Source organism: Pseudomonas sp. zfem005, assembly GCF_032621735.1.
GTDB classification, from domain to species: domain Bacteria; phylum Pseudomonadota; class Gammaproteobacteria; order Pseudomonadales; family Pseudomonadaceae; genus Metapseudomonas; species Metapseudomonas solani.
Map to the genome: position 1 here is coordinate 815,481 of NZ_JAVYJE010000001.1, position 13,475 is coordinate 828,955.

At 67.1% G+C, this 13,475-nt stretch carries 10 protein-coding genes; 3 read left to right on the plus strand and 7 right to left on the minus strand.

Annotation, left to right across the window (positions count from 1 at the left end; translation table 11 throughout):
• Positions 1 to 114 precede the first annotated feature (114 nt).
• From RTW82_RS03825 to RTW82_RS03835, 3 genes are all read right to left on the minus strand, one after another.
• The gene (locus RTW82_RS03825) at positions 115 to 618 is read right to left on the minus strand and encodes an acyl-CoA thioesterase (RefSeq protein WP_316924291.1); all 504 of its coding nucleotides are present in this window, start codon (positions 616 to 618) and stop codon (positions 115 to 117) included.
• A gap of 283 nt (positions 619 to 901) precedes the next feature.
• Entirely contained in the window at positions 902 to 2,269 is a 1,368-nt protein-coding gene (locus tag RTW82_RS03830; protein WP_316924292.1) for a glutamine synthetase family protein, read from the minus strand.
• A 14-nt stretch (positions 2,270 to 2,283) separates the two neighbouring features.
• Positions 2,284 to 3,675: an aspartate aminotransferase family protein gene (locus RTW82_RS03835; RefSeq protein WP_316924293.1), complete on the minus strand. Its 1,392-nt coding sequence runs from the start codon at positions 3,673 to 3,675 to the stop codon at positions 2,284 to 2,286.
• A gap of 279 nt (positions 3,676 to 3,954) precedes the next feature.
• On the opposite strand from RTW82_RS03835, the gene RTW82_RS03840 reads away from it, so the two are divergent.
• Both RTW82_RS03840 and RTW82_RS03845 read left to right on the plus strand, forming a co-directional pair.
• Positions 3,955 to 4,620, plus strand: a complete 666-nt coding sequence (locus tag RTW82_RS03840) for a GntR family transcriptional regulator (RefSeq protein ID WP_316924294.1) — start codon at positions 3,955 to 3,957, stop codon at positions 4,618 to 4,620.
• 180 nt (positions 4,621 to 4,800) lie between these two features.
• Positions 4,801 to 6,561, plus strand: coding sequence for a cation:proton antiporter (locus RTW82_RS03845; protein ID WP_316924295.1), 1,761 nt, complete (start codon positions 4,801 to 4,803; stop codon positions 6,559 to 6,561).
• A 4-nt stretch (positions 6,562 to 6,565) separates the two neighbouring features.
• Here RTW82_RS03845 and RTW82_RS03850 read toward each other — a convergent pair whose 3' ends face one another.
• Positions 6,566 to 6,973, minus strand: coding sequence for an SMI1/KNR4 family protein (locus tag RTW82_RS03850; RefSeq protein WP_021220983.1), 408 nt, complete (start codon positions 6,971 to 6,973; stop codon positions 6,566 to 6,568).
• A 138-nt stretch (positions 6,974 to 7,111) separates the two neighbouring features.
• Here RTW82_RS03850 and RTW82_RS03855 point away from each other — a divergent pair, with 138 nt between their 5' ends.
• The gene (locus RTW82_RS03855; RefSeq protein WP_021220982.1) at positions 7,112 to 7,570 is read left to right on the plus strand and encodes a GNAT family N-acetyltransferase; all 459 of its coding nucleotides are present in this window, start codon (positions 7,112 to 7,114) and stop codon (positions 7,568 to 7,570) included.
• Positions 7,571 to 8,277: 707 nt separating this feature from the next.
• On the opposite strand, the gene RTW82_RS03860 is transcribed toward RTW82_RS03855, so the two are convergent.
• The 3 genes from RTW82_RS03860 to uvrD form a co-directional block, all read right to left on the minus strand.
• Positions 8,278 to 9,126, minus strand: a complete 849-nt coding sequence (locus RTW82_RS03860; RefSeq protein WP_021220981.1) for a Tim44 domain-containing protein — start codon at positions 9,124 to 9,126, stop codon at positions 8,278 to 8,280.
• A gap of 232 nt (positions 9,127 to 9,358) precedes the next feature.
• Entirely contained in the window at positions 9,359 to 11,146 is a 1,788-nt protein-coding gene (locus tag RTW82_RS03865) for a hypothetical protein (RefSeq protein ID WP_316924296.1), read from the minus strand.
• Positions 11,147 to 11,255: 109 nt separating this feature from the next.
• Positions 11,256 to 13,439, minus strand: a complete 2,184-nt coding sequence (uvrD, locus tag RTW82_RS03870; protein WP_316924297.1) for a DNA helicase II — start codon at positions 13,437 to 13,439, stop codon at positions 11,256 to 11,258.
• Positions 13,440 to 13,475: the final 36 nt, after the last annotated feature.

Genomic DNA, 13,475 nt, shown 5'->3' on the forward strand with positions numbered 1-13,475 from the left:
GAGGTTCGAAGGTGGTTCACGGGGCCTGGCCCGTGGCGAACGCGGCTGCCGCCGCGTGCGCCAGGTTACCCGTTGGCTGACGTTGTTTGTATGAAAAGTCCGTCAGATTATTTTTCAGGATGTAGCGGCGGGCTCGCTGCCGTTCTCCCGCAGTTCGCGGTAGCGGCGTTCCATTTCCTGGCGGATCTGCCGGCGTTGCTGGCCCTGGACGAAGCGGCGTTTCTCCTCGGCGGTTTCCGGCTGGCGCGGCGGCACGGGCGCCGCCTTGCGGTCGTCGTCCAGCGCCACCATGGTGAAGAAGCAGCTGTTGGTGTGGCGCACCGAGCGCTCGCGGATGTTCTCGGTGACCACCTTGATGCCGATCTCCATGGAGGTGGTGCCGGTGTAGTTCACCGAGGCGAGGAAGGTCACCAGCTCGCCCACGTGCACCGGCTCGCGGAACACCACTTGGTCCACGGAAAGGGTCACCACGTAGCGCCCGGCATAGCGGCTGGCGCAGGCGTAGGCCACTTCGTCGAGGTACTTGAGCAGGGTGCCGCCGTGGACGTTGCCGGAGAAGTTGGCCATGTCCGGGGTCATCAGGACGGTCATCGTCAGTTGCGCGTTGCCGGGTTCCATGGAGGGGCTCTGTCTCGGGGCTGGGAAGTGAAACTGTAGACGCAGCGAGACAGGGACGGAGCCACAGGAGCACCGCCTGTGGATAAACACCCGGCCGCACTCTGCCCCGTAGGATGGGTAGAGCCCCGCGAAACCCATGCTGCCCGCCCGACGCCGAAGCCATGTCGGTACTCGGAATTGATGGGTTTCGCTCCGCTCTACCCATCCTACGGATTACGGATTGCGAGTTGCGGATCGGAGGAGGCGGGGCTGTGGACAAGTCGCTTATCCACAACCCCATGCATCAGGCGTGGGTCAGGTACCAGCGCCAGTCCTGCTCGCCCACCTCGCTGACGAACTGGCGGAATTCCTCCCATTTGATGGCGAGGAAGATGTCGAGGAAGCCTTCGCCCAGCGCTTCCTTCGCCCATGCCGAGCGCTCCAGGGTGCGCAGGGCGGTGAGCCAGTCGGTGGCCAGGGTCTCGCGGGCCTGCTCGTAGCCGTTGCCGGTGATGGCTTCGCCCGGGTCGATCTGTTCGCGGATGCCTTTATGGATGCCCGCCAGCAACGCGGCGGCGGCCAGGTAGGGGTTGGCGTCGGCGCCGCAGATGCGGTGTTCGACGTGGCGGCTCTGGGCCGGGCCGCCGGGCACGCGGAAGGACACGGTGCGGTTGTTCACCCCCCAGCTCTTGGCCAGCGGCGCGTAGCTGTTGGCCTGGAAGCGGCGGTAGGAGTTGGCGTTGGGGCAGAAGATCGCCAGGGCGTCGTCGAGGGTCGCCATCATCCCGCCGATGGCGTGGCGCAGCAGCGGGGTGCCGTGCGGGTCCTCGCTGGCCATCAGGTTGTTGCCCGCCTCATCGGCCAGGCTGACGTGCAGGTGCATGCCGCTGCCGGCCAGGTCGCCGAAGGGCTTGGCCATGAAGCAGGCCACCAGCCCGTGCTTGTTGGCCACGCCCTTGACCAGGCGCTTGTAGCGCACGCCTTCGTCGATGGCCTGCAGCGCGTCGAAGCGGTGCTCCAGGGTCAGTTCCAGCTGGCCCGGCGCGTATTCGGAGATGGCGGTGCGCACCGGCAGGCCCTGGGCCTCGCAGGCGGCGTAGAGGTCGTCGAGGAAGGGCTGCAGCTGCTCCAGTTCGTACACGCCGTAGACCTGCGGCGCCTGCGGGCGCACGCCATTGGCCTGCAGCGCCGGCTGCGGTCGGCCGTTGGCGTCGCGGGCCTTGTCCAGCAGGTAGAACTCCAGCTCCACCGCCATCACCGGGTGGTAGCCGTCGGCCTTGAGCCGGTCGATGGCGCGGGCCAGCACGTGGCGCGGGTCACCGGGCGTGGCGGGCAGGCCCCGGGTCGGGTGCATGCTCACCTGCACCTGGGCGGTGGGGCTGCTGCGCCAGGGTTGCAGGGCCAGGGAGCCGGGCACCGGGTAGGTCCAGCAGTCGGCGTCGGCCACTTCCCAGACCAGGCCGCTGGCTTCCACATCCTCGCCCTGGATGGTCAGCGAGAGGATGGAGCTGGGCAGCGGACGGCCGTTCTCGTAGATGGCCAGCAGCTCGTCGCGGTGCAGCAGCTTGCCGCGCGGGATGCCGTTGGCGTCGATCAGCATCAGCTCGATGCTGCGCACCTCGGGGTGACGTTCGAGGAAGTCACGGGCTTCCTGGGGTTCGGCGAATCGCATGGGGGTTCTCGCGGTCAGAGGCGGGCGCCGGGGATGGCCAGCAGCTCGGCCAGGGCCTGGTCGAGGGTGGCGATCAGGCGGTCGACATCGGCTTCGGTGGTGGCCGGGCAGCACAGGGTCATGTTGTGGAACGGGGTGATGAGGATGCCCCGGTTGATCAGGTAGAGGTGCAGGGCCATCTGCAGGCTGTCGTGGAAGGCCGCTTCGGCCTCGGCGCCGGTGCGTGGCGAGGTGGCGCAGAACTGGAACTCGCAGCGGGCGCCCAGCTCGGTCACCGACCAGGCCAGGCGGTGCTTGTGGATAAGTCCACGGAAGCCCTCGGCCAGGCGCGCCGCCAGGGGCAGCATGTGGGCGTAGGCGGCCGGGGTCATCACCTGTTCCAGGTTGGCGCGCATGCAGTGCATGGCCAGGGCATTGGCCGAAAGGGTGGTGCCCATGCCGCTGTGGCCGTGGCCGCCGGATTGCTCGCTGGCGTGCTTGCGGGCCAGCTTCATGGCCTGGGCCATTTCGGCGGTGCAGCCGTAGACGGAGCAGGGCACGCCGCCGGCGATGGGCTTGCCGAGGGTGATGAAGTCCGGCTGCAGGTTCCAGGCGCGGGTGCAGCCGCCGGGGCCGGTGGAGATGGTGTGGGTCTCGTCGATGATCAGCAGGGTGCCGTGGCGCCGGGTCAGCTCGCGGAGCTTCTCCAGGTAGCCGGCATCGGGCAGGACCATGCCGATGTTGGTCATCGCCGGTTCGCAGAGCACGGCGGCGACGTCGTTCTGCGCCAGGGCCTTTTCCAGCGCCTCGAGGTCGTTGAAGGGCACGGCACGGCTGGTCTTGGCCAGGTTGCGTGCCTGGCCGATCAGGCCGCTGCGGTGCACGGTGCGGCCCTCGCGGTGGCGCACCATGACGTCGTCGACGGTGCCGTGGTAGCAGCCGTCGAACACCAGCAGCACCTTGCGCCCGGTGATGGCGCGCACCCAGCGGATGACGAAGCGGTTGGCGTCGGTGGCGGTGGTCGCCACCTGCCAGTAGGGCAGGCCGAAGCGCTCGGCCAGCAGCTCGCCGGCGACCACGGCGTCTTCGCCCGGGAGCATGGTGGTCAGGCCGCGCGCGCCCTGTTCGGCGATGGCGCGGGCGATGGGTTCGGGGGAGTGGCCGAACATGCTGCCGGTGTCGCCCAGGCAGAAGTCCACGTACTCGTGGCCGTCGACGTCGTGGAAGCGCGCGCCCTGGGCACGCTCGACGAACAGCGGGCAGGGGGTCGACCAGTCGCTCATCCAGTGCATCGGCACGCCGCCGAACAGCGATTGGCGGGCGCGCTCGGCGAGCGCCAGGGATTTGGGGTTGTGGGCGATGAAACGGGCACGCTCGGCGGCGGCGAAGGTTTCAACGGCGGATTCTGCGATGCCACTGGCGGTCATGCTTGAACACCTCGTTCGAATTTCCGCACATCCTGTTTTGTGATCACAGATATGTCAATAGCTGGACTGTTTCCAACAAAAGCTTATGATCGAACTGCTTTTGTGATCACACAGAGCGGAGGCCGATCGGCCTTGTCCCCAGGCACGTGCCACGCCTTCGCGGCGCGCCCGGCGGGTTATCCACAAGCGGACAGCCGCCCTACACCGGAGATTCCCATGCGCAATTGCAGCCTTACCCTCGCCCAGCTGCCGGCTCCACCGGCCATCCAGGAGTGACCCATGGCCGATAACCTGCAGGAACAGCTTTACCTACGACTACGTGAAGGCTTGCTGGCGGGGCGCTTCCAGCCCGGCGAGCGCCTCAAGATTCGCGACCTCGCCGCCGAATGGGGCACCAGCCCGATGCCGGTGCGTGCGGCGCTGCAACGCCTGGTGGCCGAAGGCGCCCTTGAAGGCGAGCCGCAGCGCTCCCTGCGGGTGCCGATCATGACCCGCGAGCGCTTCCAGCAGATCTTCCTGGTGCGCCTGTCCCTCGAGGGGCTGGCCGTGGAGACCGCCACGCCGCGGCTCACCGCGGAGGACATCGAGCAGTTGCGACGCTGCGTCGAAAGCATGGAGCGCGCCCTGGAGCAGCGTGACGTGCAGGGTTACCTGGACGACAACAGCCTGTTCCACATGACCCTCTACCGTGCCTGCGCCAACCCCACGCTGCTGCGCATGATCGAGTCGCTGTGGCTGCAGGTCGGCCCCTTCTTCAACCAGCTGTTCACCGAGGCCGACCTGTCCCTGCGCCTCAACGATTTCCACGAGGACGCCTTCAAGGCGGTGCTCGCCGGTGACGCCAAGGGCGCCCGGGCGGCCATCGAGCAGGACATGACCTACTTCGGCAATTTCCTCATGAACCTGCTGGAGCTGGAGACCGCCCAGGCGAAGAACGGCAGCTGACGAGCAAAGCTGTTTCGGTTTGTTTCGCCGAAAAAGACGCTGCAACGCCCGGTGTTACTCTGCCGAAAGTTCTGACTAGGAACTTCCCTAATTCATACAGGGGCTCCCAAGGAGCCAAGCGAGCAACCCCGGGCGCGGCATTGTCCAGCGCACTGACCAGCGAAAAGGAGCCGGTGCGCCATGCATGCCATCAGTTTCATCCAGGACATGGCGGTGATCATGCTGGTGGCCGGCCTGGTCACCATCCTCTGCCACCGCTTCAAGCAACCGGTAGTGCTGGGCTACATCATCGCCGGCTTCCTCATCGGCCCGCACACGCCGCCCTTCGCCCTGATCCACGAAGAAGAGACCATCAAGATCCTCGCCGAGCTGGGGGTGATCTTCCTGATGTTCTGCCTGGGTCTGGAGTTCAGCCTGCGCAAACTGTTCAAGGTGGGCGCCACGGCCTTCATCGCCGCCTTCCTCGAAATCGTGCTGATGATCTGGATCGGCTACGAGATCGGCGCTTTCTTCGGCTGGAGCACCATGGATTCGCTGTTCCTCGGCGCCATCCTGGCCATTTCCTCCACCACCATCATCATCAAGGCGCTCAGCGACCTGAAGATGAAGAACGAGCGCTTCGCCCAGCTGATCTTCGGCGTGCTGATAGTCGAAGACATCCTCGGCATCGGCATCATCGCGCTGCTGTCGGGCATCGCCCTGTCCGGCTCGGTGGAGACCGGCCAGGTGTTCGCCACGGTGGGCAAGCTCAGCCTATTCATGGTCGTCGCGCTGGTCATCGGCATCCTGCTGGTGCCGCGCCTGCTGGCCTACGTGGCGAAGTTCGAGAGCAACGAGATGCTGCTGGTGACGGTGCTGGGGCTGTGCTTCGGCTTCTGCCTGCTGGTGGTGAAGCTGGAATACAGCATGGTGCTGGGCGCCTTCCTGATAGGCGCGATCATCGCCGAGTCGCGCCAGCTGGCGCAGATCGAGCGGCTAGTGGAGCCGGTGCGCGACATGTTCAGCGCCATCTTCTTCGTCGCCATCGGCCTGATGATCGACCCGGCGATCCTGGTGGAATACGCCTGGCCCATCGCGGTCATCACCGTCGCCGTGGTGCTGGGCAAGATGGTCTCCTGCGGCATCGGCGCCTTCATCGCCGGCAATGACGGGCGCACCTCGCTGCGGGTCGGCATGGGCCTTTCGCAGATCGGCGAGTTCTCCTTCATCATTGCCGCGCTGGGCATGACCCTGCAGGTCACCAGCGACTTCCTCTACCCCGTGGCGGTGGCGGTCTCGGCCATCACCACGCTGCTCACGCCCTACCTGATCCGCTCCGCCGACCCGCTGTCGCAAAAGCTCGCCGGCATCGTGCCTTCGCGAATCGCCCGGGTGTTCAACCTCTACGGCGACTGGCTGCGCAGCATCCAGCCCCAGGGCCAGGGCGCGGTGCTGGCGGGGATGATCCGCAAGATCCTCCTGCAGGTGGGGGTGAACATCGCGCTGGTGGTGGCGATCTTCCTTTCCGGCGCCTATTTCGCCGGCACCCTGGCCGGCTACCTGAGCGACTGGGTGGGCCAGGCGAACCTGCAGAAGGGCCTGGTCTGGGGCGCCGCGCTGCTGCTCTCGCTGCCCTTCCTGATCGCCGCGTACCGCAAGCTCAAGGCGCTGTCGATGCTGTTGGCGGAGATGGGCGTGACCCCGGAGAAGGCCGGGCGCCATACCGCGCGGGTGCGCAAGGTGATCGCCGAGGTGATCCCGGCGCTGTCGCTGGGGGTGATCATGCTGCTGCTCATGGCGCTGTCGGCGAGCATCCTGCCGACCCTGGAGCTGCTGGTGCTGATCGCGCTGCTGGCGGCCGGGGTGATCGCGCTGCTGTGGCGCTGGCTGATCCGCGTGCATTCACGCATGCAGATCGCGCTGATGGAGACCCTGGAGCAGAGCCAGGATCACCACCACTAGCGGTTCAGCTCGCCAGCCACACGTCGCGGGCCCAGTGCCAGACGGAGTCCCAGCTCTCGTCGGTCATGTCGCCCTCGTCGCCGGACCAGAGCAGCACTTCGCCCTCCAGGTCGACCACGTAGTAGTCGCGGCCGTCCTGGCAGATCGGCACCAGGTCGCGGGGCACGCCCAGGTCCCAGGCCACCGAGGCCACTTCCGGCAGGTAGGTGTGGGATTGCGGGTCGGTCGCGGTCACCGGCTCCAGGCGGCCGTAGACCACATCGCTGACCTTGAGCAGGAACTCGCGGAGCTCGAAGGGCAGGTTGATCAGCAATTGCTCTTCGATCTCCACCAGCAGCTCGTCGTCCGGCAGCTCCAGCGGGACGGGGACGGGTTCGTTGAGTTCACGCAGCTGTTCGATGACTTCTTCCACGGCGACAGGCCCTCGTGCATTGGGATGCGCTTTATACAGTAGCTGGCACCCGGAAGAAAAAAACCGCAGGCGGACCGCTCGTCCGGTGGTGGTGCATTGCATACTGCCGCCTTCGCATTCACCACCACGGAGCCCCCAATGCCGATCGTCTGGAGCAGCAGCCATCACACCGAACTCGACAAGCAGGCGCTCTACGACATCCTCGCCCTGCGCACCCAGGTCTTCGTCGTCGAGCAGAAGTGCCCCTACCTGGAAGTGGACGGTCTGGACCTGGTAGGCGACAGCTGCCACCTCATGGCCCGCGACGGCGATGCGCTGGTGGCCTACCTGCGCCTGCTGGACCCGCAGCGCAACCAGGGCGACGTGGTGATCGGCCGCGTGGTGATCGCCGAAGCGGCGCGCGGCACCGGGCTGGGCCACCAGCTCATGGAGCGCGCCCTGGAAGACTGCCAGCGGCGCTGGCCGGGCCTGCCGGTGTACCTCTCGGCCCAGGCGCACCTGCAGAAGTACTACGGGCGCTACGGCTTCGTGCCGGTGACCGAGGTCTACCTGGAGGACGACATCCCCCATATCGGCATGCGCAAGGCGGCGGTCTGAAGGGGCACCGCGTTGCGGGAATGACCGGGGCGGGTGCCTGTAGGGGCGAATTCATTGGCTCTGTCTGCGTTAGCTGTTGTGGTTTTAATGCAAGCGCTCAAGCACGGCCATTTCCGGGCGTCCAAGGGTTTGTGCCACCGCCACCGCATGGGTTTCGCTTTGCTCTACACCATCCTACGAAAGCCCGTGCGCACCACGGACGATGCGCTGGACGAAGAAAGGTGGGGCAGCCGCCAACGCCCCTCCAGGAGGCCGAACGCAGTTGTTGCGCCGGGGGACGAGCGGCATGGATGCCGCGAGAGGCGCGCCAGGCCATGGATGGCCCATCGCGCCGGCCCCCAGAGCAACGATGGAGTGAGGGAACCCGACGCAGTCGGGCCGGATGATGGGGCAAGCCCTTTTGGTTCCTTTTAAGGCGATTGTTAAAAGGGACTCGCCCGGGGGGGCGAAATCAGAAGCACCAACAAAACTCGGCAATCAGCTGGGTCCAAATCTTCTAGCAACACTTAACGCAGACAGAGCCAATTCATTCGCCAAGGACCGCGTAGCAGTCCATGCTGTGGCACATGCAGGGTGTTTCCTGTGGCATCGCCTGGTGGATGAAAAGAGCGTCATCCACCCTACATGTCGATCAGCCCAGCGGCTGGTCGAACACACAAAAGAAAACCCCGGGCATGCCCGGGGTTTCTTCATTGCGCGAACGCTGATCAGTTCTGGCGGATGCCCGCCACCAGCCAGGGCTGGTCGTCGCCGTTGGCGCGTTCCATACGCCAGCTTTCGCTGAACACTTCGCCCTGGTCGAAGCGCGAGGTCTTCGACACGCCGTTGAAGGTCAGGGTGGCGACGGTCTTGTCGGCCAGTTCGTCGATGCCGTCCAGCTGCACCTGCAGGTTGTCGATGTAGGTGGACTGGAAGCCATCGCCCAGGCTGGCGCGCTCTTCCTTGAGGAAGCTGAGCATCTGCGGGGTGACGAACTCGGCGATCTTGTCCATCTCGGCCGCGTCCCAATGCTGCTGCAGGGACAGGAAGTGCTCACGGCCGGCTTCGATGAAGCGCTCTTCGTTGAACCAGCTCGGGGCGTTGAACGCACGCTGGGCCACCGCTGCCGGCGCGGCGCTGCCACCGAAGATCGGCGACGGCTGCTGCTGCGGCATTTCGCGCTGGAACGGGCCGCCGGCCATGGCGGGCTGATGGCCCTGCTGCTGGCGCTTGCGGGCGGCGATGAAGCGGAAGATCACGAAGGCGATCAGGGCGATGATCAGGAAGTCGAAGATCTGCATGCCCTGGAAGCCGTCACCCATGAACATGGAGGCGAGCAGGCCACCGGCGGCGAGGCCGGCCAGCGGGCCGAGCCAGCGCGAAGCACCGCTGGCAGCAGCGGGCTGACGGCCGGGGGCGGTCGGGGTGGCGGCAGGGGTGTTGGGCTGCGCCTGGCGGGTCTGGTGGGTCGGCGCGGAGCCGAAGGTCTTGCCGCCGCCCATACGCTTGGCGTTGGCATCCAGGCTGAGCGTCAGGCCGACGCATAGGGCCAGGGCAATACTGAGAAATCGGCGCATCACAGGCATCTCTTGGTTAAGGGTCCACGCGCGCCATGCTGCACAGTCGCGTTCGTGATGGCTAGCAGCAGAATGTATCGGGATTTTTTACGGCTGCGCTGAGCGCGTGCGCCTCACCTCCCTGTAGGAGCGAATTCATTCGCGATGGAGCTGCCGGCTACGCGGAACCGGCAGTGAGGCGGCGGGCTTTTCGCGGCTGAAGCCGCTCCCATGGTTAACCCCGGCCGACAATCTAGCGGGCGGCACAGCCCGCACGGGCTCGCAGCTGGTGGTCGGCGCGCAGACGGATGGCGCCCTTGGCGCCGGGCTGGTAGTCGAAGTTGCGGGCGAACCAGGCGGCGGATTGCTCCAGCGTGGCGTTGACCGGCGGCTGGGTGAACTCCCAGTAGGGGTCGTCGTCCCGGCGGCATTTGGCGTTGAGCACCAGGCCCGGCAGCGATGGGCCCTCGCCGCGCTCGTCGCCGAAGGTGCGCTGGCCGAGGGTGAGGCGGTCTTCCTGGCTGTCGCCGTAGCTGAACAACAGGGTGTCGCCGCGGATATCCAGCAGGCTCTCGCCGGCCTGCTCATAGGCGAAGGGAGCGAGGCGCACCAGCAGCCCTGGCTTGCGCAGGTAGACCCAGCCCGCGCGGCTGGCGTCGAAGGGGCTGGCGGGGTAGGGCAGGGTGTCCAGGTACTCGAGGCGCAGCTTGCCGTCGGCGTCGGTCGAGGCCCGCAGCAATTCATAGGCGCCGTCGCCACGGGTCTTCAGCAGGGCCTCGCCCTTGCCGGTGGGCAGTACTTCGCGGATCGCCAGGGCCTCGTCAAAGCCCCGGCTGCCGGCGATGTAGCGGTTCACCGTCGTGCCCTGGCGCAGTTGGTAGACCGTCTGCTCGATGGCCGTACCCTTGCCGCCCGGGCGATAGCCGTAGCGCACCTCTTCCAGCGCCCACTGCGTGCTGCCAGCCAGGGTGCGGGTGCGTGTCGGCAGCACGCAGCGTTGCTCGCGGAAGGTGGGGGGCACGCCCTTCAGTAGCTCGCCCAGGCACAGGTCATCGGCCGCCACGCTGGTGCTGGGGTAGGGCTCCTGGCCGGCGCGCAGCGGCGGGTTGGGGTTGCTGGCCTGGCATTGCTCGGGGATCAGGTCGAGGGTGTCGGCGAACTCTTCGATTTCCGGGCTGGAGGCGTCACCCATGGACTCCGGGGTACGCGGTTGCGGGCCGGCGTCCACCTCGCGCAGGGTCACGCCCCAGCGCACCGGGTCGGGTTGCGGCAGCTGCTGGGTCGGGCGCAGGCGCAAGGCCGGCTTGGGGGCGGTGAGCAGTTCCAGGTTGTGCTCGAGCCAGGCGGGGCCGTCCTGGAAGCGCAGGCGCTCGGGGGTGGAGGAGCCCAGCCCGGAATAGATCAGCGGGTGGCTGAACTCGAAGTCGGGCAGCACGAAGCAGGCGGGGTCCAGCTCCAGGCGGGCGACCTCGCGGCCACGCTGCATGTCCACCGCGCGGAAGGCCGGCGGGCGCTGGTTCCAGCCCGGGTCGGCGAGCACGGCCAGGTCGCCGCGCACATCCAGCAGCGCGCCGGGGCCTGCATCGACGATGCGCAGCGGTTGCAGTTGCACCAGGTACAGGCGGTCCGCGCCGCCCACGCTCACCCAGCCTTTGCGGCGGGCGTCGTTGAACCAGTTGTAGGGCAGGTCGCGCAGCAACACCTCGGCCTGCGGCTTGCCGCCGTTCTTGCGGTACAGGCGGGCCAGCTCGAAGTCCTGGCCGCTGCCACGGTTGAAGAGGATCAGCGCCTGGTCGGGGCCGCTCACGCGGGCGTCCCAGAGGGTCGGGTAGATGGGCTTGCCGTCGGTCGCCAGCAGCTGTGCGAGCGCCTTCATCGACAGGGTGCCGCCGTCCAGGTGCAGGGAGGTTTCGGTGCGCTCGCGGCGTTGCCCGGTGTTCCAGTCGCGGTAGCTGTCGGTGTCGCGCTTCACCTCGAAGCCGGGGGCGGCCTCGATGCTGGTGGCGATGATCAGGCTGAGCAGCAGCAGGGGAAGGCGCACGTCCGTGTTTCCGCAAGGAGGATGGGAGCGGCCATCCTGCCGTGCCTGTGGATAACTGCCAAGGGGCGCTGCGCCGGGCCCCACCATGACGACGGGGCCCGGGAAGGCATCAGAGGGGTTCGAGCTTGGCGTAGGCGAGCATCAGCCATTTGCTGCCTTCGCTCTCGAACGCCACCTGGACCCGGGCCTGGGCGCCGGAGCCTTCGAAGTTGAGGATGGTGCCCTCGCCGAACAGCGAATGCTGCACGCGCTGGCCGAGGTTGAAGCCGGTCTGCGGCACTTCCGCGCCAGCGAACATCGAGCCGCTGCTGCGGTTGCTGCCCGCGACCGGGCGGCTGACGCTGTTGCTCAGGCGCACTTCGCGGATCAGCTGCGGGGGGATTTCTCGGACGAAGCGCGAGACCTTGTTGTAGGTCTCGCTGCCGTACAGGCGGCGGGTTTCCGCGTAGGTCAGCACCAGGCGCTGCATGGCGCGGGTGACGCCGACATAGGCCAGGCGGCGCTCCTCCTCCAGGCGGCCGGATTCTTCCAGGCTCATCTTGTGGGGGAACAGGCCTTCTTCCATGCCCACCAGGAACACCAGGGGGAATTCCAGGCCCTTGGCGCTGTGCAGGGTCATCAGTTGCACGCTGTCTTCGAAGGCGTCGGCCTGGGTATCACCGGCTTCCAGCGAGGCGTGGCTGAGGAAGGCCTGCAGCGGGGTGAGTTCCTCGTCGTCTTCGTTGTTCTCGAAGGCGCGGGCGGCGCTGACCAGTTCCTCCAGGTTCTCCACCCGGGCCTGGCCTTTCTCGCCTTTCTCTTCCTTGTGGTAGGTGATCAGCCCAGTCTGCTCAATGACGGTCTGGGTCATCAGGTGCAGGGGCATCTCCAGGACCTTGGCGGCGAGGTTCTCGATCAACTCGATGAACACCGCCAGGGCGCCGGATGCGCGGCCCGGCAGGCCCTTGTTGGCCACCAGCAGGCGGATCGCCTCCCACATGGAGACGTCCTGGGCGCGGGCGAACTCACGGATGCTTTCCACGGTCTTCTCGCCGATGCCGCGGGCGGGGACGTTGATCACCCGCTCCAGGGCGGCGTCGTTGCCACGGCCGTCGAGCAGGCGCAGGTAAGCCATGGCGTTCTTGATCTCGGCGCGCTCGAAGAAGCGCTGGCCGCCGTAGATGCGGTAGGGGATCTTCTCCCGCAGCAGGGCCTCTTCCAGCACCCGCGACTGGGCGTTGGAGCGGTAGAGGATGGCGATCTCGCTGCGCGCCATGCCGTCCTTCAGCGCGCTTTCGATGCTTTCCACCACGTAGCGGGCTTCGTCGTGTTCGTTGAAGGCGGCGTACAGGCCCAGGGGCTCGCCGTCCTCGCCGTCGGTCCACAGCTCCTTGCCCAGGCGCCCCTGGTTGTTGGCGATCAGGGCGTTGGCGGCCTTGAGGATGCCGGCGGTGGAGCGGTAGTTCTGCTCCAGGCGGATGGTCTCGGCGTCGGCGAAGTCGCTGGAGAACTGCTGGATGTTCTCGATGCGGGCGCCGCGCCAGCCGTAGATGGACTGGTCGTCGTCGCCCACCACCATGAGGCTGTCGCCACCCTGGGCGAGCAGGCGCAGCCAGGCGTACTGCACGGCGTTGGTGTCCTGGAACTCGTCCACCAGGATGTGGCGGAAGCGGCGCTGGTAGTGGGCCAGCAGGCCCGGCTTGTCGCGCCACAGGTCCAGGGCGCGCAGCAGCAGCTCGGAGAAGTCGATGACCCCGGCGCGGGCGCAGGCGGCCTCGTAGGCTTCGTAGATCTTCAGCATGGTGCCGAGGAACAGGTCGCCGCCGGCCTGGATGTGCTGCGGGCGCAGGCCCTCGTCCTTCTGCCCGTTGATGAACCATTGCGCCTGGCGTGCCGGCCAGCGCTGCTCGTCCAGGCCCAGCTCGCGGATCACCCGCTTGACCAGGCGCTGCTGGTCATCGCTGTCGAGGATCTGGAAGTTCTCGGCCAGGCCGGCTTCCTGCCAGTGGGCGCGCAGCAGGCGATGGGCCAGGCCGTGGAAGGTGCCGACCCACATGCCCGCCGGGTTGATGCCCAGCAGCTGCTCGATGCGGTGGCGCATCTCGGCGGCGGCCTTGTTGGTGAAGGTCACCGAGAGGATCGAGTGGGGCGAGGCGTGCTCCACCTGGATCAACCAGGCGATGCGGTGCACGAGCACGCGGGTCTTGCCCGAGCCGGCGCCGGCGAGGACCAATTGACGCCCCAGCGAGGCCGCTACGGCCTGGCGTTGAGCGTCGTTCAGGGAGTTCAGGAGGAGAGAGAGATCGTCATGCATCGCGGCATTCTATTGACCGGCCCAGGCGAGGGCAAA